Origin of the sequence: Veillonella parvula (genome assembly GCF_036456085.1) — a bacterium.
Taxonomy (GTDB): Bacteria; Bacillota; Negativicutes; order Veillonellales; family Veillonellaceae; genus Veillonella; species Veillonella parvula_E.
The window spans coordinates 1644954-1671762 of the sequence record NZ_CP138632.1; the positions used below are offsets into that span (position 1 = coordinate 1644954).

The window sequence follows — 26809 nt, forward strand, 5'->3', positions numbered from 1 at the left end:
GTTATGTTCATCAATTACTTTTCCATCTATGTGTATAATAATCATAAAAATTATCTTATTGGAGGAGGGGAATGAAAACTACTTTTTGAGCGACTTGCGTTAGAATGGAGCGATAAAAGTAGTTTTCATTCCTCCCCCAAAAGTAATTGATGAACAAATGATAAGATAATTATTGATTTATTAACACATTTCCTTCAGATAATCAAAAGTTATCCACAGATTGAATGACAAATTACTTATTTTTTGGTACAATCATACTTGAAATTAGGAAAAATTATATATTTTTATAGGTTTTTGATGGATAACTTTCGAAGTTATCCACATTTTTTCTCTTTTAGTTTATAAAAACTGAAAAGTCAGTAATTATCTATATAAAATAGACTTTTATTTTTACTTATTCACAGGTTATACACAAGTTATTCACAGGAATAATAGTTTTTTCCACAGCTTTTACAATAGTTATGCACATTATTCCTAAAGTTATACACATTTATTGCAATAGTTATTCACAAGAGGCACGTCATGCAATCATTTGATTTAAATAATATATGGGAGCATATATTGCAAGAGGCGAAAAAGAATATGCAACATTTACCTGACGCATTGTATTTGCGCGTCACGTCATCGTTGATTCCCATGTCTCTCGAAAGTCATTCGATCCATATTGGGGTCATGCAAACATTTGTAAAAAACTTAATCGACCAGCAGCCACAGATTAGCAAGGCTTTGCAGGATGCGATTACTACGGTTATCGGTTCCCATCGAGATATGGTGTTATTCGATTTCAATCAAGAAAGTGTAGATACTACCTTTGTTGATGAAAATCTCATCGATACGCCTGTTGTAGCACCGCCGATGCCTTTACCACCTATAGTAGAGGAAAAGGCTCATCAAGAGGAGTTTTACACACCAGTCTATCAAGATCCTGTCTATATCGACCGCACGCCAGCGCCTGTGGAGATTCCAGACGAACCAATGGTAGCGACACCAAAGAAACCATCAGAAACAACGCCAACATTACAGTCTGACAATGTACCTGTGGATTTATCACTATCTAATCTCAATCCGGCATACCGTTTTGATAATTATGTAACGGGCAATGCGAACCGAATACCATTTGGAGCCGCTCAAAATGTAGCTGAATTTCCAGGTGGAGACTATAATCCGCTCTTTATCTATGGTCCATCGGGCCTCGGCAAAACACACTTGATGCACGCCATCGGTAATGCTATCAAGGAAAATCATCCACATATGAAGGTCATGTCTATTACGAGCGAAAACTTTATGAATATTTTCGTTGAAACATTACAGCGCAACCAAGGTAAATTGTTCCGCAACACATTCCGCAATATCGATGTGCTCATGATTGACGATATTCAGTTCCTTGAAAGCCGTGAAAGTACGAAAACTGAACTATTTAATACGTTCAATGAATTATTAAATAACAACAAGCAAATCGTTCTTACCTCTGATACGATGCCAAACGATATGGAGCAGTTCGAAGATCGTCTTCGCTCTCGTTTCCAAGCTGGTTACATTGCCACAATGGAAAATCCAGATTTAGAAACACGCATTGCCATCTTCAGATCACTGCTCGAACGAGAATATAAAAAGAATCGCATTATTCGTATCGATAATGATTCAATTAACTACGTAGCATTGCAATTTAGCGAAAACGTCCGCGTATTGCAAGGTGCTTTTACCAAGCTCATCGGTACAGCATCCATCGATCAACGTCTCGAATCTATCGACCTAGAATACACAAAACACGCCTTGGCGGGCCTCGTTCATACCGAAGAGGTGAATATGGTTAATATTGAAAGCATCCAGAATTTTGTTAGTTCTTATTTCAATATTAAAAAGCAAGACCTACTCGGCAAGAAACGAAAAGCCCAATTCGCATTTCCACGGCAAATCGCCATGTATCTATGCCGCGATATGATCAATGAAAGCTATCCTCAAATCGCAGCAGCTTTTTCTCGTGATCATACGACAATTCTCCATGCGTACGATAAAATAACGAAGGAAATTGAAAAAAACGAAGAAACTAAACGAATGGTTGCAGAAATTAAACAGAAATTAACAACCTGTGGATAACTCTGTGGATATACGGTGAATAACTTTGTGGATATCCTAAAACTCATACTTTGATGTTAATATGTGGATAAGTAGGTACAAACTATCAACATAGTTATACACAACTCATAATTCACACAGTTAATAGCGCCAAATCACTTTTACACATATAAACAGGCCCCTACTATTACTACTACTAAAACTAACAAACAATCAAAAAACCAGTAGAAATAGATCTACCGTAGAATATCTATAGAGCATCTAAGATAGTAAACATAGAATATTACAAACAAAGCAATTAATTATTAGTGCTTTTACAATATATAAAAATTATAAAGGAGTAACATATGCATATTACATTCCCTAAAGCAAATCTCCAAAAAGCAATTAACGTATTGCAAAAGGTATCTCAAAATAAAACAAGTTCCAACTTACCAGGCGCTATTTATATGACTACAAAAAATGGTCAAGTAGAATTGCAAGGTAACGACTTTGAACTCGGCATTCGCTTAACCATCGATGGAGACATTAAAGAACCTGGTACTTTAGTGGTAGGTTCCCGCTATTTCCAAGAATTAATTCGCAAATTGCCTGGCGATACTATTGAACTTTACAAACCAGAAGACGGAAGTTCTTTGACCATCACATCTGGATCTTCCGAATTTAACCTTGTTACATTACACCCAGATGATTTTTCCTTGGTGGAACAAATTCACGACCAAGATCATGTAAACATCGATAGCTTTGCTATGAAAGAACTCATCGATTTAACAAATTATGCAGCTGCTACTGATGAAGATCGACCTGTATTTACCGGTGCTCTTCTTGAAATCAAAGAAAACGAAGTGACTATGGTTGCTACCGATACACACCGTATGGCTGTTAAAAAAATTACCATCGATGAACCAGCAACGACTCCAATGCGCGCTATCATCCCTACAAAAACGTTGGCTGAAGTATCTCGTTTATTACCAACAGATAATCCAGCTATGATCAATATCATTTGGAATCGTACACAAATCGTATTTAATTTTGAATCTATTTATATTATTTCTCGCTTAATCGAAGGCACATATCCTGAATATGAAAAGGTAATTCCTTCTCAATTCGATTCTAGCGCTGTAATTGATCGCCGCGAATTTGCTGGTGCTGTTGATCGCGTATCCTTGTTGGCTAAAGACATCAGCTATAATGTAATTCGTTATGATTGGTCTGAAAGTAATGTCACATTGTCTACTCAAAATACTGAAATCGGTATGGCAAAAGAAGACGTAGCTGTTGAATTTAAAGGCACACCTTTCACAATCTCCTTCAATGGTCGCTACATCTCTGACATCTTGCGTCACAGCACAGGTGACAATATCCACTTGTTCTTAAAACAAAATGGTCCTGTTGTCATTCGCCAAGACAATAATCCGAACTATACATACGTAGTAACACCAGTTCGCACGAATGCATAAAAGTAAAAGCAGGGCAGTAGTCAATGGAGGAGCTTGCGACGACAGAGACACTGCATCGCTTTGTTCTGAACGTAAGATTTTCTAGATAACAAAGTTATCTAAGAAAATCCACAGTGAAGAACTGTGCTTTGGGCTCCAACCAAATATAACTTTGGTCGGAGCGTGCAATTTTTCGAAGAAAAATGCTCAGAGAGCGACCTGGACTCAGTATGATATATATTATTATGCAAATTGTCCAAATAGGAGGACGTTATGAAAGAGAAACAGCAGGTACCCATTCATACGGAGTACATTCAAATTGATCAGTTGTTGAAGTTAGAAGGCATCATTGAAACAGGTGGTCAAATAAAATCTTTCATCGATGAAGGCATCCTTACCTTGAATGGTCAGGTTGTAACTGAAAAACGCAAGAAATGCCGCGTTGGTGATGTGATTTCTTGTGAAGGTCTCGATGTAGACCTCATAATTACACAAGAGGAGGCATAATCGGTGAGAATTGACTCACTGCAATTATTCCAGTTTCGTAATTATAAGGATGTACAGATACAGTTTAACCCTGAGATTATCGTTCTGCACGGCACCAATGGGGCTGGTAAGACGAATATCCTCGAATCGATTTATGTTGGTACGATTGGTAAAAGCCATCGTACTAATGATACATCGGATATGCTCATGTTTAATGCTGAAGAAGCAGGCATAGTTGTAAAATTCGAGAAAAAAGATACGCCTCAAAAGGTAAATATTAAATTATTCCGCCAAGGGGCCAAGGATATTCGTTTAAACGACACAAAAATATCTCAAAAAGAACTGATTGGTACATTAAATACAGTTATCTTTTGTCCTGAAGACTTACAGCTCATTAAGGGAACTCCGTCTGGTCGTAGGCGTTTCCTAGATATGGAAATATCTCAGACCAGCGCTACTTACTATCATCAATTGATGCAGTATAATCGGTTGTTACAGCAACGAAATGCAGTCCTAAAAGAATATAGGGGAAAGAATAATATTCCTCTTGAAGAATGGGATTTGCAGCTAGCAGATATGGCGAGCTTTATCGTAAAGAAACGATTAGAAAGTTTGAAAAAAATTAATCTGCTCATCGATTTGATGAATCGTAAATTGACGGGTGGACTCGAGAATTTAACCATCGGTTATGAACAGCCGTATATGGACAATGGTTCATTAGAATATACAAGGGAAGGCTTTTACGAACGCATCAAAGCAGCGTTGCCGCAAGATCGTCATCGTTTGAGCACTAGTGTAGGTCCTCATCGCGATGATTTAAGATTCTTTTCCGATGCTATGGATTTAAAGAAATTTGGATCGCAAGGTCAGCAACGAACCGCTGTATTGTCCTTAAAGTTGAGTGAACTTGAGTTTATCAAGTCAGAGGTAGGAGAATATCCAGTTCTTCTCTTGGATGATGTATTGAGCGAACTTGATGAGTCGAGACGAGTGAATTTATTGCAGTTTATTCATAAACGAATTCAAACATTTATTACCACTACAGATATTCACGATTTTAAAGATTTGAAATCCGTTCAATTTATTTCTTGTGAAGGGGGAAATGTTCAGTATGGACAGCCTTGATCTTTGTTTACCAAAGGCCTTAGCAGAACTGAATTTACTGGAACAATATAAATTAAATACCCTCGTTCACAAGTGGCGTGATGTAGTAGGCGATGTTATTGCTGATCATACGAAAATTGTGTCTATCAAGCCTCCAGACATGGTTATCAGTGCAGATAATTCCATGTGGATGCAGGAATTACAGATGCAAAAACGACGTATCATCGAGGCTATCAACAAGTATTACCGCCAAGAGGTAATTACCGATATTCGATTCATCATGAAACGTCAGAGCTATGTGAAAGTAGAAATTAATACGTCTCTAACGATTCCTGATGAACAGATTATTACAAAACGTATTAATTTTGCTAATATCGTGCTTTCAAAAGAAGATGTAGATGCCATCGATAAATCCTTAGAACAAACGGATAACGAAGAATTACGAGCTGCTTTCAGAAAAGTACAAATTACGGCTCGAAAGCGTGAAATATATTTAGAGCAGCATGGGTATCATCGTTGTAAGCGATGTGGCATGCACATGGAATCTAAAAAAGAAATCTGTCCGACTTGTGAATATGAATTGCATCGAAAACATATTAAGGACATTAAGTCTGTTATTAGAAAGTATCCATACTTTAAATACAGCGACTGTCAGCAATTTATACAGTGTACCTTCCCAGACTTTGCAGAAGCGATGCGGGAATCCATATACTTTTACCTGGATAAGATTTATAAAGGATCTATCAATCGCCGTCATATGTTTATGGTGGCCATGCTCATCACTCATAAGAAACCTGATGAGCTAACGGATCAGCATGTTATCAATTTGTGTAATAAATATCGATCAAAGTTCCTCGCTGAAGAAGAACAGCGCAAAATTGATGCTCTTAATGGGACATTAGAAAAGTAGAGGGGGCATTCTTATGTACGTTCATATTGGAGATACCATTTCCGTGCCTATAGAATCCATCATTACGATGGTGCATGCCAAGGGCGGAAAGTCCCATAAAAGTCCTATTCATCACTATGAAACGCTAGAATATATCGCCATGGTGCCAGAGGAGCAAATTAAGACATACGTGGTCACTGATGCTTGTGTGTATGGATCTGGTATCAGTATTAAGACTTTAATGAGACGGATTGATGAGTTTTATAGTATAATAAAGAGATAAAGTTTAATCCTGTACATGTTTTGTCACTTTATTTCAATCAAGTACAGTATGATAGATTGTTAGGAGGAGTTTGTTTCATGCCTGAACAAAATTATAGCGCTCAGAATATTCAGGTTCTTGAGGGTCTAGACGCAGTGCGTAAACGCCCAGGGATGTATATTGGTAGTACGTCTGCTCGTGGTTTGCATCACCTCGTATACGAAGTTGTAGATAACTCTGTAGACGAAGCGCTTGCTGGTTACGCTACACATATCGAAGTATCCATCAATCCAGATAACAGTGTTACTGTTGTCGATGATGGTCGTGGTATTCCAACAGGGATGCATGAATCTGGTATGTCTGCGGTAGAGTTAGTATTAACGAAATTGCATGCAGGTGGTAAATTCGGCGGTGGCGGTTACAAGGTATCTGGTGGTCTTCATGGCGTAGGTATTTCCGTAGTTAATGCGTTGAGTGAATGGACTAAGGTTCAAGTATCTCAAAATGGCATTGTTCAAGAGATTTCCTTTGCTCGTGGTCATAAAACTTCCGAGTTGCACGAAATCGGCAAGGCTTCAGGAACTGGTACTACAGTTATTTTCAAGCCAGATGCAGAAATCTTTGAAACTACCGTATTCAGCTTTGATACATTGAAAATGCGTTTACAAGAATTGGCATTCCTTAACAAAGGCCTTCGCATTACATTGAGCGATTTGCGCTTAGAGGAACCTCGTGTTGAAAGCTTCCACTATGAAGGTGGTTTGGTTTCTTTCATTACCTTCTTGAACGAAAATAAAGAAGCAATTAATCCAACTGTTATCAACATTGAAAATACAAAAGACGATGTTGTGGTAGATGTGGCATTGCAATATAACGATAGCTATAGCGAAAATTTATTGTCCTTCGTAAATAACATCAATACTATTGACGGTGGTACACATCTATCTGGTTTCCGTGCTGCCTTGACTCGTACCCTCAATGATTATGGCCGTAAATCTGGTTTGATCAAGGAAAGTGAGTCTAATCTTTCCGGTGAAGACGTACGTGAAGGTTTGACAGCTGTCGTATCTGTAAAAGTGTTGGAACCTCAATTTGAGGGCCAAACAAAAACTAAACTTGGCAATAGTGAAGTTAAAGGTATTACAGACGTTATCGTTACAGAAGGTCTTAAAACATTCTTCGAAGAACATCCGCAAGATGCGAAGAAGATTATCGAAAAAGCAACGATGGCAAGCCGTGCTCGTGAGGCTGCTCGTAAAGCCCGCGACTTAACACGCCGTAAAAATGCGTTGGAAGTATCTAGCCTTCCTGGTAAATTGGCGGACTGCTCCGAAAAAGATACATCTATGACTGAAATTTATCTTGTGGAAGGTGATTCTGCAGGTGGTTCTGCAAAACAAGGTCGCGATCGTCGCTACCAAGCGATTTTGCCATTGCGTGGTAAAATCCTCAACGTAGAAAAAGCACGTCTAGATAAGATTTTGGCTAATAACGAAATTCGCTCCATGATTACTGCTTTTGGTACAGGTATTGGCGATGAATTTGATATTACAAAATCCCGTTATAACAAGATTATCATCATGACAGATGCGGACGTTGACGGCGCTCACATCCGTACATTGTTATTAACATTCTTCTACCGCTATATGAAACCATTGGTAGAAGAAGGTCATATCTATATTGCTCAACCACCTTTGTATCAAATCAAGAAGGGTAAATCCCACTGGTATGTATACTCTGATGCAGAGTTGACTGCTAAACTTGATGAAGTAGGCCGCGATGGTACTACAATCCAACGTTACAAAGGTTTAGGTGAAATGAATCCTGAACAATTATGGGAAACTACAATGAACCCTGATAATCGTACGATTTTACAAGTTAGCTTAGAAGATTCTATCGAAGCTGACAAAATCTTTACAGTCCTCATGGGTGATAAGGTAGAGCCTCGTCGTAAATTTATTGAAGATAACGCAAAATACGTGCGTAATCTAGATTTGTAAGAGGTGACCCATGTCTGAAAATCATAATAGTAACGTAGAGTTTACGTCTAACAAAGATCAACACCTAAAACGTTCCTTAAAAGCGCGTCATATGAATATGATTGCTTTAGGTGGTGCTATCGGTACAGGTTTATTCGTTGCTGGTGGTGAAGTGGTAAGTACAGCTGGCCCTGGTGGTGCTCTTGTAGCTTACGGCCTCATTGGTATCATGGTTTATTTCCTCATGACATCTCTTGGGGAAATGGCTACATACTTGCCAATTCCTGGTTCCTTCGGGACTTATGCAAAACGCTATGTAGATCCTGCCTTTGGTTTTGCCTTAGGTTGGAATTACTGGTTTAACTGGGCTATTACCTTGGCTGCTGAAGTATTAGCAGGGGCGCTCATCATGAAATATTGGTTCCCTGATGTACCTGCCATCGTATGGTCTGCTCTGTTCTTGTTCATTTTATTCGGCTTGAACTATTTATCTACTCGTTCCTTTGGTGAAAGTGAATATGTGTTCTCTAGCATCAAGGTAATTACCGTATTCGTATTCCTATTCTGTGGCTTTATGCTTATCTTTGGCATCGGTGGCACATCTCCAGGATTTGCAAACTGGACTGTAGGAGAGGCTCCATTTGTAGGTGGCTGGGAATCTATTCTTGCTATCTTTATGGTGGCAGGATTCTCCTTCCAAGGTACTGAACTGATCGGTGTAGCCGCTGGTGAAGCGGAAGACCCTGAAAAGAACGTGCCAAAAGCGATTAATACAATCTTCTGGCGTATTCTATTATTCTATATCGGTGCTTTCACGGTTATCGGTTTCTTGATTCCGTACACAGATCCAAATCTGTTGAACTCTAGTGTAGAGAACGTATCTATTTCTCCATTTACACTCGTATTTGACCGCTTTGGTTTTGCCTTTGCTGCTAGCTTTATCAATGCTATTATCTTAACGGCTGTATTGAGTGCTGGTAACTCTGGTTTGTACTCTTCTACGCGTATGCTGTATGCACTCGCTAAGGAAGGTCAAGCACCTCAAATTTTTGCTAAGTTAAATAAACGCGGTGTTCCAGTGCCTGCGTTAATCTTAACGACAGCAATCGGTTTATTTGCATTCCTTACAAGCTTTATTGGCGAAGGTACAGCTTATACATGGATTGTTAATATCTCTGGTTTATGCGGTTTCATCGCATGGGTTGGTATCGCGGTATCTCATTATCGTTTCCGCCGTGCTTTCATTGCTCAAGGCAGAGATCTTAGTGAATTGCCATACAAAGCGTGGTTATTCCCAGTTGGCCCAATCTTGGCGTTTATTCTTTGCGTCATCATCATCTGTGGTCAAAACTACTCCGCTTTCACAGGTGATACCATCGACTGGTACGGCGTATCCGTTGCCTACATTGGCTTACCAATCTTCTTCGCAGTGTACCTTGGTTACAAATACATCAACAAAACTAAAGTTGTGCCGTTGAAAGAAGTTAACCTTGATCGTGACTTCGATAGATAACATAAAATTAGACCTGTTCATTATGAAAGTAGTGAACAGGTCTTTTTTTGATGTATAATATGTAAATTTTTGATATATAGTATGTAATTTTTGGAGATATACTATGTAATTGTTTTATGTGAAAGCTATATTTGTTTTTATCTAAAAGTCTTGTTATAATAAATTAAAATATATTGTAATCAATTAGAAAGGATACAATTATGATTATTACTACAACTATGCATATTGAAAACAAACCTGTACAAGAGTACAAAGGTATTGTATTTGGTGAAGTCGTAGAAGGCCGTAACTTTGTAAAAGATTTCATGTCCGGTATTCGCGATATCGTTGGTGGTCGTAGTGGCAGCTATGAAGATTCTTTGATGAATGCGCGCAAAGCAGCTCTCGACGAAATGTCTCAACGAGCTTCTAAATTGGGTGCTAATGCTATTATTGGCGTATCCTTCCAATACAGCACAGTAGGTGCACAAAATGGCATGCTTATGATTACATGCAATGGTACAGCCGTTGTAGTTTAATAAATAATAGACTAAGTCAGATATAATTATTAATATAATCCTAAGGGAAATAAGTAAGTCGTAATGTATTATTGTGACTGAAAAAACAGCAGGGGAAAGCCCTGCTGTTTTTTATATGATATTTATTAAAAAACCCCCTATAAAAAGTATTAGAAACTTTTATAGGGGTTTTTTTGTATTGTGGTTTATCTATATATCTTATAGATAATAAAAAAGCAGAAATAATTACTGCTTTTTTATTTTACCTTATACCAGCTTGCATACATGATTGGTAATACGATGAGTGTTAGAACCGTCGCCACTAGTAAGCCGCCGCTAAAGGCGATAGCCAATGGGCTCCAGAATACAGATCCCATGAGAGGAATCATGCCTAAAATCGCTGCGATAGCGGTGAGCATGATAGGGCGGAAACGAAGTGTAGCGGAGTTGATAATTGCTTCACGAGGTTCTTGGCCTTCTGTCTTGTGGATTTCGATTTGGTCTAACAAGATAATGGAGTTACGGATGATCATACCCGAGAGGGCGATGATTCCTAGAATAGCCATAAAGCCTAACGGTGTTCTCGTAATATTAAGTGCTAATACAACACCGATTAGCCCCAATGGAGCAGTGAGTAGAGCCATTACCATGAGGGCGATACGCTTTAATTGGAACATGAGGATTGTCATGATTACAAAGAGCATAATTGGGATTGGTGTTAATAGCTTTTGAACGGCTGTTTCGCTTTTTTCAGCGGCGCCGTCTAGGTCAATAGAATAGCCTGTAGGCAAGGAATCTCGAATGTCTTGTAATGATTTATAGACCTCTTTTGTTTTTGCATTGCCTAAGACACCGGCTTTTACATTTGCATGAACACTAATAGTTGGCATCATGTTGCGATGCCAGATAATACCATCCTCTTGAGCCATGGTAATAGTTGCAATTTGGCTAAGAGGTACGTAGGAACCATTTCCTGTTTGAATTGGCAAGGATGAAAGAGCACTTAAGTTATGTTGCTCGTTGTCACCTAAACGGAAGGTAACAGGAATGGTTTGGTTCCCTTCGTAGTATTCACCAGATTTAGTACCAGACAATAGACTTTGTAAGTGCAAGGATACAGCGTAGCTATCGATGCCGAGTAAACGTGCCTTGTTTGGATCGATGTGAATATTGGCTACAGGTTCTGTATCTGGCCAGTCAAAGGCGATATTTTGTAAGTCTTTATCGTCTTGCATTTTTGCTTTTACTTGGTTGGCAATTTCTTTTACCACTTTTTGATCAGGGCCAGCAATGCGAAGCATAACTGGATATTTAGATGGTGGGCCAATTTGTATAAATTGAGCATTTACGAGAGCTGAAGGAAATTCTTCATTTAAATAAGATGTTAATTCACCATATAGTTTATCCCGATCCTCTAAGGATTTTGTGACGATCACATATTGTAAGAAATTATCTCGTTGCAATTCTGGCTCTAAGGTGAGAACGAAACGCGGAGAACCTTGTCCAATGTACGAGGTAAAGGTTGAAATACGTTCGTCACCTTGCAAATGTTCATCAATGATTTTTGCTTGGTTAGCAGTATACTCGATGGACGAACTTTGAGGGAATTGCATGGATACAATAATTTCATTACGCGTTGATGATGGGAAAAATTCCTGTTTAATCAACGGTAGTGAAAGCAAGGATAAAACGAAGGCACCTAGAGTAGCTAATAAGACTACCTTGTGATGTCCTAGTGCCCAATGTAATAGTTTTTCAAACTTATCATAGAAGGTCACATTGAGCTTGTGCATGATACGGTCTCGTTTAGTCCATTCCGATTCCGGCTTTGGAGCCTTGTTTTCAATGATTTTATAACCCAATACAGGGCTGACGAGAACAGAGGCGAACCAAGATAGGATGAGTGCCATAAAGACAACAATGGATAAAGATTTTGTAAACTCTGCTACCATACCTTGTGCCAATGCTAATGGCAAGAAGCCTGCACAGGTAATGAGCGTACCAGATAGCATAGGGAATGCTGTAGATTGATAAGCAAAGGTAGCCGATTTAAAGTGGCCCCACCCTTCTTCGAGCTTAACACTCATCATTTCTACAACGATGATGGCATCGTCTACGAGGAGGCCTAAAGCTAGAATTAAGGCACCTAAGCTAACCTTATGTAGATAAATGCCGCTTTCATACATCAAGATGAACGTCGTAGACACAACGACTGGAATGGTAAGGGCTACCACAACACCTGTTCGTAAACCAAGGGATGCAAAGCTTACGAGCAATACGATGGCGATGGCTTCAAATAAGGATTGAGAGAAATCGCCAATAGATTCCTTAACGATATGGGGCTGATTCGATACTTGCTTGAGTTCGAGGCCGGCAGGAATCGTTTTATTCAATTCTGCTAGCTTTTTATCGATGGCTTCACCAAATTCTATATTATTTCCACCTGCATCCATGGAGATAGCAATACCTATAGCCGGCTTGCCTTCGTAGTAGAACTGAGGACTACTAGGGTCTTGGTAGGTCATGGTTACATCGGCCATGTCACCGAGTCGCAACGTTTGGTTATTGATGCGGATTGGCATATCTCGCACCGCTTGAGGGCTATCGAATAGACCGTTGACACGAAGATATACATTGTTTGTATCCGTTGTAATCACACCAGCTGGAACCATCATACTTTGTTGTTTAAGCGCTGTTAACAGCTGTTGTGTACTGACTTTATAGGATGCGAGTTTATCCTTGTTTATGGTTACATTGAGGGTTTGTTGTTGAACCCCAATGAGGCTGATTTTTTTAACATTAGGAACAGATAAAAGCTGACGTTTTAAGTCTTCTGCTTGTTGTCGTTTTTCTTCGTACGAATACTCATCACCACTGATGGCATAGATAATGCCATATACATCGTCGAACCTGTCGTTAATGGTCGGTCCTTGAACGCCTGCAGGCAATGATTTCCATTCGTCGTTGATCATATTCCGCGCTTCTTCCCAAGCGGGGCGAATCTTATCGGATGGCAAATCCTCTCTTAAATTGATATAAATAACGGATTTGCTGCCATCTGTAAAAGATTTTGTATAATCTACACCAGGAAGGTCGCGTAGTTTTTCTTCGAGTTTGTCCGTTACCTGATCCGACATTTCTTGTGGAGAAGCCCCCGGCCAAGCAACACCGACCACCATGGTGCGCATCGTAAAATCAGGATCTTCCATGCGTCCCATATGGGTGAATGAGAAGATACCAAAGGTGAGGAGCACAGCCATGAAGTAGTAGATAATGGACTTGTGTTTAAGAGCCCATTCGGCTAAGTTAAATTGTTTCATTGACTAACCGCCGTCCCTTCTTGTAATTGTTGGGTACCTGCGGTGATGACAATGTCACCTTTAGCTAAACCAGATGTGACGATGACGGAGTTCTTACCGAATTCACCAGTCTTGATAGGCACGAGATGAGCCTTCTTATCGCGGATGATATAGACCGCATTATTGCCGTTAGAGTCTTTTACAAGAGCCGTCAACGGAATAGAAATATTGGTATTATCTGTAGTAGATAGATTAGCATTGACCGTCATACCTAGCTGTACCTCTTTAGGCGCATTTTGTAAGGTAATTTTTACGGTATACGTTCTCGCTACAGGGTCAGGAACTGGTGAAATTTCACGCACTACGCCTTGTACTGTTACATCTGGTAAGGCCCAGAAGGTAATAGTAGCAGGGCTACCTACATGAATTTTACTCAATTCTTGTTCAGGAAGGGCAATGACTGCTTCTGGGTCGTGACCGGCCGCTAAGGTACCAACGCTTTGACCAGCTGCTACGACTTGTCCTGCTTCAATATTGAAAGCTGTAATAATACCTGTATCAGGAGCCGTCAAATTAGTATAGCTATTTTGATTGCTGCTCAAATTAAGGCTTGCTTGTGCTTGTTGTAATTGAGCAGATGTGGCATTCAATTGGTTTTCAGCTTGGTCTAATTGCAATTTACTAATTGCTTGTTGTGCATAGAGCTCGCGGTATCGTTTAGCATTGGTTTCTGCCAATTCGTAGGCCGATTGAGCAGCTTTTACAGCACCTTCAGCATTTTGCACCTGAGCTGATGTATCTGAACCATTGACTTGAGCAATGACTTGGCCTGCTTGCACTACATCGCCAACATTTACAAATTTGTTGATGACACGCCCTCCAATTTGAAAGGCTAAGTTTGTTTCTGTTTTATTATGAATGGTGCCTGCATAGCCAGCATCAGTAGTTCCAGACTCTTCACCTATAGTGATGGTACGCACCTTGAGACTTGTATCTTCAGGTGGCTTTTCTGATCCACAACCACTAATAATCGCGGTCCCTATTAATAGGGCTCCTATGGTTGCTATGATTCGTTGATTCATAGAATCTCTCCTTTTATTACCACATATAAGTCCTATGAAATACACTATATAAAGTGATCATAGGACTTTATATTTTATTGAACCTATTTTAGGATAGCTATTATTTCTATATTAGATTTAATTATATATTTTATACAATTTAATAATACTATATTTATGTTGAAAGTTCTAGCCTTTATGCAGAAAATAAAAGAATTATATAATTAATTTATATAATTGGTGATAATTTTTAAAAGTAATCTATATATTTTGATAGTATATGTATTACTTATTTTATGAATACAAAATTGTAGCAAAAAAGTGAGTTCTCCAGTGATTGAACTGTATCCAAAAATATGTCTAATTTTTGGGGTACAGTTCATAGTAAGAAAACTCACTTTTTTAGGTTTTGTCTATTTATTTTTGAACTTTATTTTTCTTCTTCTTGTTCTACAATAGGTTCTTCATAGGTTACAAGGATTTTATCGATACGAGTATGATCCATATCGATAACTTCAAAGGTATAACCGTTCCATTTTGCCTTGTCTAATTCCTTTGGAATACGGCCGAAGAGGACGTTTAAGAGGCCGCCCATAGTTTTGTACAAGTCGTCTTCTTCGCCTGGCAATTCTTGATCGATGTGGAAGAATTCTTTAAATTCATCTACATTGAGAAGGCCATCTACGAGCCATGCTCCATCGCGTTCTATGATCTTGTTTTCTTCTTCCTTGATTTCTTCCTCACCAGAAGGCATCAGGCCTACAATTTCCTCCATGATGTCATGTAAGGTGACAAGGCCAGTGAAACCACCATATTCGTCGAGGATAATTGCTTCGTGAACGCCTTCTGTACGTAGAACGTTCAATAATTTCATGAGTGAAATGGATTCAGGAACGAGAACAGGTTCTTTCAAACAAGCTTTGATAATATCGTGAATGGAACTTTCACTAGGACGTTGCATAATTTGAACTAATACATCGGATACGGTAACGAGGCCCTTTAATTCATCTAAGGAATCGGTACCTACAGGAATGCGGTAATGGTTGGCATTCTTGAGAACCTCCATGATTTCGTCTTCCGTGCCGTTAAGATCAATCCATTTGAGTTGTGTACGAGGCGTCATGATGTCACCTGCGTTCATATCTGCAAGATGGAAGATATTTTCTACGAGGATAGGTTCTTCCTCTTCGTAAGCACCCATAGCAACGCCTTCGGTGAGCATCTTGTTGATTTCAGACTCTGTAACAGGGGCTTCTTCTTTTACAGTAACGCCTAGCATTTTTAAGAGGAATTCTGTGGAAACGCCGAGGAAGCTAACGATTGGTTTTAATGCTACAGATAGCCAGTAAATTGGTTTTGCTACTATAACGGCAATGCTTTCAGGGCTATTTAAGGCCAAGCGTTTAGGCACGAGTTCGCCGATAACGAGGGATAAATAGGTAATGATGGCAACGATAATGAAAGAGCTTATAGAGGCTGCGTATGGTTCGATACTTGGAATATTTGATACTAAAATTTCTTCTAATGGACTAGAGAAGGTGGCACCAGAATACAAACCAGTTAAAATACCTACGAGGGTGATGCCAATTTGAATGGTAGAGAACATTTCATTTGGGTTCTCCGATAATTCAAAGGCTGTTTTCGCGCGTTCATTGCCTGATTCTGCCAACTCTTCAAGTTTACGTTTTTTCGCATTTACAATGGCTAACTCCGTCATGGAGAATAAACCATTTGCAATGATTAATACGATGATAATGATAAAATCTAAGGTCAGATCACTGTCCATGTAAGTAGATACTCCTTTTTAATGACATATAATTCTGCACATGAGAATAATAGAAATATTACTCCTAGTATACCATATCGGCATTAATAAGTGATTCATATAATAAAAGCACCCGATATGGATGCTTTTGTTATATACTATAGGTGTTACTGGACTAGTAAATAGTACCCTAATAAGGGTATAGTATGTATAGAAATTAAGATTAGTATCAGTATTAGGTCATATAATTTAGGCCTCATAATAGGATTATATAGATGGCAACAGAGCAAGAGTGGGAAATTTTATTACAAATTAAAACCTCTGGTCGCGATGATAGTCGTTCCGATACGGAGCATCATCCGTACGAGCCGACAGATTATTTCGTGCTGGAGCGCTTGGCAAATAGCGGTCATATTCGCAAGAAAAATACGCTCATCGATTATGGTAGTGGCAAGGGCCGAGTGAGTATTTTCATGGCTTACCAAACGGGCTGTCATTCCATAGGCATCGAATACGATGAACGGCTCTATGAAAAGGCTTTAATTAATGGTGAAAGCCCGGCAACTCGCAATCGTGTAAGCTTTGTACTAGGTGATGCGGCGCTGTATAAATTGCCAGATCAGACTGATCGATGTTTTTTCTTTAATCCCTTTGCACTCCATACGATTAAGCGGGTATTAGGAAATATCTTTGATTCGCTATATCATAATCCTCGGGAGATTAAGTTATTTTTCTACTATGTTAATGAAGAGGTGGAGAACTTTTTAAATAACCATGTGCGCTTGGAACAAGAGGAACCTATTGATTGTAGTGACCTCTTTGAAGGAAGCGATGCAAAGGAACGAATTCTCGTCTATTCAGTTAACTTGTTTTAGTGCAGTAATTTAAGACTTTTATGTAACAATTAGATATATTTTGATGTATTTGATGTAACAGTTAATTAAATAACCTCGGTTTGAATAGTGTTTTAGTAGTATGAAATGCATACTATTAGGGACGTATTTAAATTGAGGTTTTATTCTATTTTTAAGGAACTTTTACACATATTATTAAGGAAAAAGCAGATAAATTCTGCTATAATAATATATTAGAGATTATAAAATCAATTCATTTTTATGGTTCTATACATTGATTCGTATACGCTAATGTAGCGGGTAGGACTGAGTGTATTGAATACAGGAGGTGCATATGGAACTCATCGATACAATGTTGATTGAACGCATTCGTAAAGCGTTAATTAAACGATATGACCGAGATCAACAGATTCAACAAATGATTGAAGAAATTGGTGCAGAGGAAGGTCTTAATGAGACCGAATTATCTATCGTTTACCAAGCTTATTTAGAGGTAAAAGAACGGGTGTACTATACATCTTCTCTCGTTGATTTGTGGAATCAAATTGAAGATGTTCAAAAACGTATGGCCTTATTGCATTCTTACGAATCTTTAGAAGAAGATTTATTTGGTGATGTGTTAGGTGACGATAAGGAAGATATCGTTATTTCTAATACATCTGAACTTGGCAAGGGCGCTAGTTATAATGATGATGCATATGCTATGGAACAGGTACAATTATCTGACATTCCTGTGCATCATGATTCTACGGTGGGCATGAATCATATTAAATTGAATGAATTAAAATCTATAGGTGGTCTTTTTACTGGTTTTGGTGAAAGCTCCGGTAAGAAAATGGCAGATTTTGAAGATACTGCGATTGAGCACCTTGATGTAAAACCATTAGAAGGCGTTGAAAGCTTAGCAATTCATCATTTAGATGAAGATGAAGCGTTAAATGTAGATGGTTTTGATGAATTATCGAAAGATAAGAAATCAGAGGCGGCTAAAGTAGATGATGAGGATATGTCGTCTATCGATCCATACACGGCGGTGAATGCTTTGTTATTTGGTAAAGCCGGTTTAGAGTCCGATAAAACAAATAAGAAGATGGAAAAGCTTCTTAAAAAGAAATTAAAACGCGTTGACGATGAATGGGCGCGTATCAACGGTTCTGAAGATAAGAAATCTAAGGACGATAAAAAATCCAAGGAAGATAAAACATCTAAAGAGGATAAGAAATCCAAAGAAGACAAAAAGTCTAAGGATGATAAAAAATCTAAGAAAGATAAAAAGTCTAAAGAAGATAAAAAAGAGAAAAAATACAAGAAGTCTAAGGAAGAAAAACGCTCTAAAGACGAAGAAAAGTTAAAGAAAAAGAAAGACAAGGCTGAAAAGAAGCTTAAAGTCTTAAATGATAAGTTAAAAACAGTCTTCTTAACTGATACTTTCAAGAAAAAAGATAAGAAGAAAGACAAGAAAAAGGATAAAAAATCTAAAAAGGATGAATCCGTAAAAAAGTAGAATCGATAGTTTCCGTATGGAATAGTAAGGCCTCTGAAAAGATGGTCATGGAGAGTGCTAGTGCGAAAAAATCAGCAGGTGCTGAGACTATCGACCGTGGATGCGGTAAATGCAAACGATGTAAAGGGCCTAAATGTAAGAAATATCCAAGATAATTGATAGTTATGTAATTACTAGAATATTACGTAACATATTACGTAGAATATGTGTACCATATATATGTAGTTTATGATATTTTATTAATCATTTAGGCAGTATAGTTATGTAGTTTTGTTATGCATGTAACAATATAGTTATTTTTCTAACATACTAGTTAGGTTATCAGTTAGGCTGATAGTTAAGTTTAGTGTTAGGTTAATAATTAGAGTTATAGGATACAACAGTTAGGGGTTAATGATGAACCGATGGCAGCGATTATTTGAAGGCATACGAACAGAGATTAAGGTATTTATCTTTTTCTCTGCTTTGTTGACTGCATTTAGAATCGTGTTTCTTGCAGTATTTCAATCACAACTAGCTTTCGTGACGATGGAGAATATCCTCACGTCCTTATGGCTAGGCTTTAGATTGAGTCTCAAGACCGTCGGTTCTTTGTGTTTACTGGGCTTTTTAGGTGGTACGTTGGTGCATACCTTTGTACCCAAATGGCCGTCATTGCGCATTAAACAGGTCCTCTATTCCATTGCGACTGTACTGTTGACATTCCTATTTCTGGGACGAATTCCGTTCTATAAAATCTTCAATTCCTCTTATAATGCGATGCTCATCAATGGCAAAAACGATGATATCGGCGCCATTGTAAATACAGCAATCAACGAATATAATGCCCTCATGTACATCATTGGGGCCGTTGTATTGAGCGCAGCTGTTTGCTGGTTCCTCGTTCGTTTCTTAGGATGGGGTGCAAAGAAATATAGTGACTATGCTGATGATCTAAGGAATGGTGATGATGCGGATAGTCTAAGAAATAGTGATTATGCAGATAATCAACGACTTTGTACTACTTGGTATCCTAAGACAAAGAAAACACAATGGATGACGGGCATTGGGTTGACTATTGTTATCGGCGTATTAGGTCTATTCTTTAGATTTGGCGGTGCTTTCAGCTATACGAACTCCATCAACTGGGAAAGTGCGGCTCGCCTCAGCTCCAATCTGTTGAATGAAAATATCCTCGACGATGTGCAGGCTCTCTATCGTGTTAAAAGCATTGCTAAACGGACGGCTGAGCTTGAGGTTATTAACTTAACGCCTCAAGAGCTAAACGAAAAAATCACTGCCGTTGGCGGTAAGTTTAATGGCACTAATTTTGACGGTTCTTTCACCAGAACCATTACGACACAACGATTAGCGGAGCAACCACAGTCCATAAACCTCGTTCTTGGAGAATCCTATGGCTTGTGGCCGTTCCTCGCTGAATATAACGAGCCTGGTGCGTACCTTGTTGAACAAGGTCGTAAATATGCTGCCAGCCCTCAAGCGATGAGCACGGAACTAGCTCTCGCGCAAGGTACAGGCACGATGCCGGCCATCAATGGTTTGTTGACGGGGATGCCTGATACAGGACTATATCCTAACTATGAAGGTGAAAGTTTCAAAGAGCCCTATGGTTTAGGTATTGGTCCTGTTATGAAAAAGCTGGGCTACAAGACTGTATTCTGGTATGGTGGCTTTAGTACTTGGCAAAACGTTAAGAACTTTGCTTTATCTCAAGGCTTCGATGAATTCCACGATGCTTCAGAAATGCCAAGCGAAGACGGCAATGCTTGGGGCGTAGGCGATAAAGACTTGTTTAAAGCTATTTCTGCCTACATGGATCAGCATAGAGGGGAAAAAATCCTCAATGTGATTATGACAACCTCTAATCATCCGCCGTATAGCATCAATGTGGCCAAGGAAGGCTTTGATGCGAGCAAGGTGAAAGGTCATGTACCTGATTCTATTTCTGATGATGAAAAGCAATTGAATGAAATGGGTCATATTTGGTACGCAGACCACGTGATGGGGAACTTTATTGCTAATGAAGAAAAAGCAGATCCGTCTGCGCTCTTCGTCATCACTGGTGATCATAGTGAACGCTTTAACTTTGCTCGTGAAGTAGGGCCTAATGTGGCATCTACGATTCCGATTATCTTCTATGGTCGAGGTATTCATAAAGATTGGCTTGCTCCTAATGCGTTCGGCATGAGTATTCAAATCATTCCAACCTTGGCGGAATTGGTAGGCCGTCCAGGTCAAACCTATGAAGCCATGGTGCCTAGTTTGTTTACACAAGAGGAATTTGTCTTTAACCATAGATTATACCTAGATAAAAACGGAAAAGTCCTAGAACAAAGTGCGAGCATGCCTCAATCCTATGGGGATATGATTAAAAACATGCGAGAACTAGCGGCATGGCGTATTAAACATGGGGATGTTATACAGTAATTGTAAATAATATATAGAATTAGTAATTGGGAGTTTTTCTATTTATGAATACATCTAGTTTTTCTTATGAAAAATTCTTTCATGGTCATTCAGTTATGTTTATTGTTCCTCACGAAGATGATGAGATTAATATGGCTGGTGCCACTATATATGGGGCGATACAAGAAGGGCTAGAGGTATATGTAGTTTTTCTTACAAATGGTGATTATGAATATACTTTTGATGTGCGATGTAATGAGACATATCAAATGGCTAAAGAAATTGGATTACCTCAAGAGAATATTATTTTCTTAGGATTTGGCGATTTTATTGGTCATGAAATCATTTATAATAAATCGGCAATTATTACGAGTCATGCTAATCATAATCAAACATATGGAGCTGATTTTGCTAGTTTAGTAATGTCTAAGCCCAAACCATATTCTTGGAATGGTATTGTAGAATCTGTGATTGATGCAATTTTACATTTTAAACCAGATACAATTATAGCAACGGATTATGATACTCATGTAGACCATAGATTATGTACATTTACAGTTGAAAGTGCAATGGAATGGATTATAAAATATACTGAGTTTAGACCTCAACTTTTAAAAGGCTTTGCTTATGCTACAGGCTATGAAACGATAGATGATTACTATAATAATCACCTATTATCTACTGTAATAAATAAAAAAGCATTACCAACTGATGAATTTAGTACAGGGAATCCAACTTTATCTTGGATACATCGTCTAAGAATTTCGGTTCCTCAAGCATGTCGAGAAAAGAAATTAATACAAAATCCTATTTTTAAGGCTATGGCGTCTCATGTGAGTCAACAAGGGTATAAACGTGGTTCTCGACTTATTAATGGCGATCAAGTATTTTGGAAAAGAAGAACCGATAATATAGCTTTACATGCAGATATAACAGTTTCATCTGGGAATGCTAACTATCTCAATGACTTTTTACGTTTTAACACTGTAGATGTCAAATCTAATGTATATGATGCAAATAACTATATGTGGATGCCATCAGTAGATGATACAGAACGTAAGGTTCATATTTCTTTTACAAAAATTACTCAGATACAGTTAATTCAGTTATTTGGTAGTGTACATAAGTCTCATGAATTATGCTCTATTCGTATTGAAACTAGTGCTGGTAAACATGTGCAACTAGATGAAATTATTCATATAGGGCAGGGTATATCTTATATTTTTGATAAACCATTATTCTTAGAGTGGATTGATATATATATTGATAAACAATGTTTGGGGTTATCTGAAATAGAATTGTATAGTGCTATTAATGATAAGTATGATTATTGTCATATATTAGCAGATAATCATTTTATGTATAATTGGGTGGTGTATCCAGGTGAAAAAATCCCTATGATTACGTCTTATATTGAAGGCATTAGAAAAGATATGCTTACATATAGAGAATCAGAACAAAAAAATACATATAGATGGCTTATCAATGATAAATATATCGATGAATCTGTATTACAGATTTTGATTGAACGGGAGTTAACAACTAAGCCATTACAATTGCGGCTAGAGTCTATTGATGGTTCTGTATTTTGTGAAGGCACTATTCGTAAAGGTACCTTTAAAGATTGGTTTGCTTTGAAGTGTAATCAATTACAAGATAAATTAGATTATTTACAAGTAAAATCAAAATATAAAAAGGGATATAAAGCGGAAAAAGCTTATAAATAAGAGGGAGTTAATTATGGAAAATCAATATAGACCTTTAGTATCTATAGTTATTCCTGTGTACAAAGCAGAAGAATATATTGGTAAGTGTATCGAAAGTTTACAAAATCAAACATATAGTAATTTACAAATCATATTGATTGAAGATAGTTCACCAGATAATAGTGGACAAATTTGTGATGACTATGCAGCAAAAGATGATAGAATTACTGTTATTCATCATGAGCGTAATATGGGTGTTAGTAAGACGCGAAATGATGGACTTGCTATCGTAAAAGGGGAATACATTGCCTTTGTAGATGGTGATGATTACGTAGCACCGACTATGATAGAAGATTGCTTATCAACAATTAATGAGAAACAAGTAGATGTAGTTGTTTTTGATATCGCTGTTGTAGAAAATGGCAAGATAAGTCCACGACATATGGATGAACGTTATTTCATAGATATTAAAAGTGCATACACAGCATTGATTGAGGATAAAATTCCAAATTATTTATGTAATAAATTTTTTAAAGCAAATGCGTGGAAAGAAATTCGATTAAAAGAAAATACAGATTTTGAGGACCTTATGATTATGCCGTTGGTCTTTAAAAATCTTTCATCTGTATATTATTTACAAAAATCCCTTTACTTTTATAATTGTGATAATGAAAATTCGATTACAAGTAATTGGAGTGCAAAGAGCAAATATGGGTTATTTTGTTCATATTTATATCGTCAACCATTAGCTGAGGAACTAGGTATGACAGACTTTGTGCGATACTGTCGTCATAGAGCTATTCGCAGTGCTGTTGGGGGAATTGGTTTTAACTTAGCAAAACCAGAATTACAAGAAAAACAGATAGAGCATATGCTAGAGTATTTAAAACAAGAGGAACGGTCTTCTGATATGCCTTCCATTGGTTCCAAATATCAAGTGTTATTATACGGTGCACTCCATGCTCCATTTATCTCAAAACTGTATGGTCATATGATGTTTGGATTAGAACGAATCAAGAAATCTTTATAATTGAATAAGTAATTAATTTTATATCCGGATTGAAATTATATGAATATTGAGGCAACTTATGTCAACAATTACGGCTATTATCTTAGCCCGCAATGAAGAACAACATATTGTAGATTGTATTAAGAGTATTCAATTTGCTGATGAAATTTTAGTTATCGATGATGGTAGTACAGATCAAACCGTATCACTTGCTACTGAACTGGGTGCAAAGGTTATACCGCATCCTTTAAATGGAGATTGGTCACAACAACGACGCTTTGGTATTTCACAAGCCCAGAGTGAATGGATTCTATTTGTCGACTCTGATGAGCGCGTATCACAAGAGTTAGCAAAGTCTATTCAACGAGCTATCCAAGGTGAACCGAAGGCTTATTGGTTACATAGATATAATCTATTCCATCATAATCAGGCAACTCATGGTGTGGTAAGACCTGATAAGGTGTTACGATTGATGCCTCGAGAGGGAGCAACTGTAGAAGGTGCTGTTCATGAAGTTTTTATCAGTCCCTATCCACAAGCTACATTAGAGGGAAAATTATATCACTATACGTATGATAACTGGCATCAATTCTTTGAGAAGTTTAATAAGTATACGACAGCAGCAGCTAACAAATACAAGGCACAAGGGAAGTCTTGTAGTTTTTTAGGGGATATTTTATTGCGTCCAACATGGGCATTTTTTAAGATATATATTTTGCAAGGTGGCATATTAGATGGAAAAATAGGCTTTCTATTATCTATTTACCATATGATGTACACCATGACGAAATATGTGAAATTATATTATTTAAATAAATCTAATGGGCAATTATAATAAGTGATTTAGTATAGTAAATTGCTATGGGGAAGTATTGTTCTTGATGTAGATATGGAAGCATAAATGAGTGAACAATTTTTTCTATCCCTACAACAAAATATAAAACTAATGCTTTGGGCCCCTATATTGAGTACCATCTTTCGAATCATATTCATGATTGTGTATAATCCTTACCCCACATGGAAGGGACGCTGGAAATCTGTATTGGGTTCATTGCGTTACGGCTTCTGGTGGGGCATGGATTTTGATGCTTATGTATTCTTACTACCCTTAGTATTGGTGACGCTCCCTGCATTATTATTTGATAGGTATCATCAAATAGAAGATGCTGTACGATTGGTAGGATTAACCATTTATTCCTGCGTATTATATGCAGCCTTTGCAGGAAAAATGATTTTCTACAAGCATTTCCATGATACGTACAACTATATGGTTCATTATGGAAATCATGCAGAAAAACATAATTTAATTGATGTATTCTTTAATCAAGATCGAGGAATGCTTGTCATCTTAGGATTAATTCCTATTACATTTATATCCTGGTACATAGGAAATTTCTTTTTATCATTGCCATCTATACCATATCCAACTATTGAAGGAACTTGGCCTACTATAGTTTGGAATATAGGGCTTGTGGCTATCTCTGTTTTGGGATTTTATTGGTTCCGCTATGGTGGAACATTATCTCATGATGATAAACCTGAGTGGGATACGATTCCTACAGTGATAAAAGAGGATATATTCTTTGCTCGTGCAACGGTGCCAGATCTATGTGCCATAGAAACAGTGCTAAAACATCCACTTCGTGATGAATATACGGCATCTGCTGAGGACATTGATGACGCGATTCACCGTATTGTTCCTAAGGAATATAAAGATTCTTGGCAGGATTTGAATACACCACTTCATGCATTCAAGCGCGTTGCATCAGGTCCTCGTATTGATAAACCACAGCATATTTTCTTTATTGTTGGTGAAAGTATCCCTCAGTGGTCTCTTGATGAACCTTACAAGGATCTCAATATATGCCCTGGCTTATGGGATTTTAAAGATAATCCTCATACGGCGCAAGTACCTAATTTCTTGCCTGCTGGTAATGTGTCTCGCCCATCCATTGTGAGTCTGTTATCCGGTGTTTATGATGCGGGTATGGAAATCAATGAACGGGAAGCCTTCTGGCATGAACCATTGCCGACTTCTTTGGCATCTCAAATGAAGAATTTAGGCTATGATACGATTTACTGGTATGGTGGCAATGCATCGTACGGCAACTTTAATCACTTTGGTAAGGCGCAAGGCTTTGATCAAGTGGAAAGCGCTTCTGTTTTTTGCGGCCCCGATGCACCTAAGACTTGGGTAGGCGTTTATGACCATGTATTTTTAGAACATATCGAAGAGGAAATCAAATCCTTAGAACATCCTACATTCCATTTTATTTATACTACATCCAATCATGGTCCTTATAAAATGGAGGATTCCTTATTAGATTATGATCCTAAACAGGTCATGCCAAACCTTGGAGATGATTTAAAATCCAATAAGAAACGCAATAAGGAATTGGCTACTTATCGCTATAGTGATAAGGCTATTTTTAACTTTATTAATGCTATGAAAAAGGCCTTTCCAGATAGTTTATTCGTTGTCACTGGTGACCACTCTAATCTATTTGGCTTTTTGAATAATACATCCTTAATTCAACGAGACTATACCTTGCGCGACACATTCTGTACCGTAGGATTGTTGCAACATCCTGCTTTCACTAAAGACACGATTACAGCGCCAATTGGCACGCATATGAGTCTCATGCCTACCATTATTGAAGCTATTGCACCAAAGGGTTTTGAATATTACTCCATCGTACCGTCCTTGTTTGATGAACAGCCAGATACATTAGTTACACCGTATCAATGGATTACGCCTCATATGATGGGCGATGTTCGTATGGATTATGGTGAAAGCAATATACCATCCTATAAACCGGTTGAGCCAATTCGTCCTATTAATAATCATGGGAATGATGCTCGTGATTGGACATTATTGACTATGTGGTTCATTAATCATGAAAAGATATTGTTTTCTAAAAAATAGATGAAAAATAATTTCATATATGATTAACTATATA

At 37.9% G+C, this 26809-nt stretch carries 19 protein-coding genes; 16 read left to right on the forward strand and 3 right to left on the reverse strand.

Annotation, left to right across the window (positions count from 1 at the left end; genetic code table 11):
- Positions 1-522: 522 nt before the first annotated feature.
- From dnaA to PK1910_RS07960, 9 genes are all read left to right on the forward strand, one after another.
- The gene (gene dnaA, locus PK1910_RS07920) at positions 523-2097 is read left to right on the forward strand and encodes a chromosomal replication initiator protein DnaA (protein ID WP_058948344.1); all 1575 of its coding nucleotides are present in this window, start codon (positions 523-525) and stop codon (positions 2095-2097) included.
- Positions 2098-2423: 326 nt separating this feature from the next.
- Positions 2424-3536, forward strand: coding sequence for a DNA polymerase III subunit beta (gene dnaN, locus PK1910_RS07925; protein WP_058948345.1), 1113 nt, complete (start codon positions 2424-2426; stop codon positions 3534-3536).
- 252 nt (positions 3537-3788) lie between these two features.
- Entirely contained in the window at positions 3789-4022 is a 234-nt protein-coding gene (locus tag PK1910_RS07930; protein ID WP_012863615.1) for an RNA-binding S4 domain-containing protein, read from the forward strand.
- A gap of 3 nt (positions 4023-4025) precedes the next feature.
- Positions 4026-5126 (forward strand): DNA replication/repair protein RecF, encoded by a 1101-nt coding sequence (gene recF / locus PK1910_RS07935; RefSeq protein ID WP_058948346.1) that lies wholly within the window; start codon positions 4026-4028, stop codon positions 5124-5126.
- On the forward strand, positions 5113-6015 hold the full coding sequence (locus PK1910_RS07940) for a DciA family protein (protein ID WP_012863617.1): 903 nt from the start codon (positions 5113-5115) through the stop codon (positions 6013-6015). The genes recF and PK1910_RS07940 overlap by 14 nt, the downstream gene beginning before the upstream one ends.
- A gap of 13 nt (positions 6016-6028) precedes the next feature.
- A complete protein-coding gene (locus tag PK1910_RS07945; RefSeq protein ID WP_058948347.1) occupies positions 6029-6277 on the forward strand; it encodes a hypothetical protein in 249 nt (82 codons plus the stop codon).
- 77 nt (positions 6278-6354) lie between these two features.
- Positions 6355-8256, forward strand: a complete 1902-nt coding sequence (gyrB, locus tag PK1910_RS07950; RefSeq protein WP_058948348.1) for a DNA topoisomerase (ATP-hydrolyzing) subunit B — start codon at positions 6355-6357, stop codon at positions 8254-8256.
- A 10-nt stretch (positions 8257-8266) separates the two neighbouring features.
- On the forward strand, positions 8267-9748 hold the full coding sequence (locus PK1910_RS07955) for an amino acid permease (RefSeq protein WP_008601859.1): 1482 nt from the start codon (positions 8267-8269) through the stop codon (positions 9746-9748).
- A 200-nt stretch (positions 9749-9948) separates the two neighbouring features.
- A complete protein-coding gene (locus PK1910_RS07960) occupies positions 9949-10266 on the forward strand; it encodes a YbjQ family protein (protein ID WP_004692937.1) in 318 nt (105 codons plus the stop codon).
- Between the two features lie 236 nt (positions 10267-10502).
- Here the strand turns inward: PK1910_RS07960 and PK1910_RS07965 are convergent, their stop codons facing one another.
- The 3 genes from PK1910_RS07965 to PK1910_RS07975 form a co-directional block, all read right to left on the reverse strand.
- Positions 10503-13565 (reverse strand): efflux RND transporter permease subunit, encoded by a 3063-nt coding sequence (locus tag PK1910_RS07965; protein ID WP_058948349.1) that lies wholly within the window; start codon positions 13563-13565, stop codon positions 10503-10505.
- The gene (locus tag PK1910_RS07970) at positions 13562-14626 is read right to left on the reverse strand and encodes an efflux RND transporter periplasmic adaptor subunit (protein ID WP_058948350.1); all 1065 of its coding nucleotides are present in this window, start codon (positions 14624-14626) and stop codon (positions 13562-13564) included. The genes PK1910_RS07965 and PK1910_RS07970 overlap by 4 nt, the downstream gene beginning before the upstream one ends.
- A gap of 409 nt (positions 14627-15035) precedes the next feature.
- Complete coding sequence (locus tag PK1910_RS07975) at positions 15036-16391, reverse strand: hemolysin family protein (RefSeq protein WP_058948351.1); 1356 nt, start codon at positions 16389-16391, stop codon at positions 15036-15038.
- 254 nt (positions 16392-16645) lie between these two features.
- Here PK1910_RS07975 and PK1910_RS07980 point away from each other — a divergent pair, with 254 nt between their 5' ends.
- The 7 genes from PK1910_RS07980 to PK1910_RS08010 all read left to right on the forward strand — a co-directional run bounded on the left by PK1910_RS07980 (position 16646) and on the right by PK1910_RS08010 (position 26775).
- Positions 16646-17245 (forward strand): class I SAM-dependent methyltransferase, encoded by a 600-nt coding sequence (locus PK1910_RS07980; RefSeq protein WP_058948352.1) that lies wholly within the window; start codon positions 16646-16648, stop codon positions 17243-17245.
- 313 nt (positions 17246-17558) lie between these two features.
- A complete protein-coding gene (locus PK1910_RS07985; RefSeq protein ID WP_058948353.1) occupies positions 17559-18728 on the forward strand; it encodes a hypothetical protein in 1170 nt (389 codons plus the stop codon).
- 393 nt (positions 18729-19121) lie between these two features.
- Positions 19122-21155, forward strand: a complete 2034-nt coding sequence (locus PK1910_RS07990) for an LTA synthase family protein (protein ID WP_058948354.1) — start codon at positions 19122-19124, stop codon at positions 21153-21155.
- A gap of 44 nt (positions 21156-21199) precedes the next feature.
- Positions 21200-22861, forward strand: a complete 1662-nt coding sequence (locus tag PK1910_RS07995; RefSeq protein WP_058948355.1) for a PIG-L family deacetylase — start codon at positions 21200-21202, stop codon at positions 22859-22861.
- Between the two features lie 13 nt (positions 22862-22874).
- Positions 22875-23870, forward strand: coding sequence for a glycosyltransferase family 2 protein (locus PK1910_RS08000; RefSeq protein ID WP_058948356.1), 996 nt, complete (start codon positions 22875-22877; stop codon positions 23868-23870).
- Between the two features lie 58 nt (positions 23871-23928).
- Entirely contained in the window at positions 23929-24684 is a 756-nt protein-coding gene (locus PK1910_RS08005; RefSeq protein ID WP_058948357.1) for a glycosyltransferase family 2 protein, read from the forward strand.
- 66 nt (positions 24685-24750) lie between these two features.
- Positions 24751-26775, forward strand: coding sequence for an LTA synthase family protein (locus PK1910_RS08010; RefSeq protein WP_058948358.1), 2025 nt, complete (start codon positions 24751-24753; stop codon positions 26773-26775).
- Positions 26776-26809: the final 34 nt, after the last annotated feature.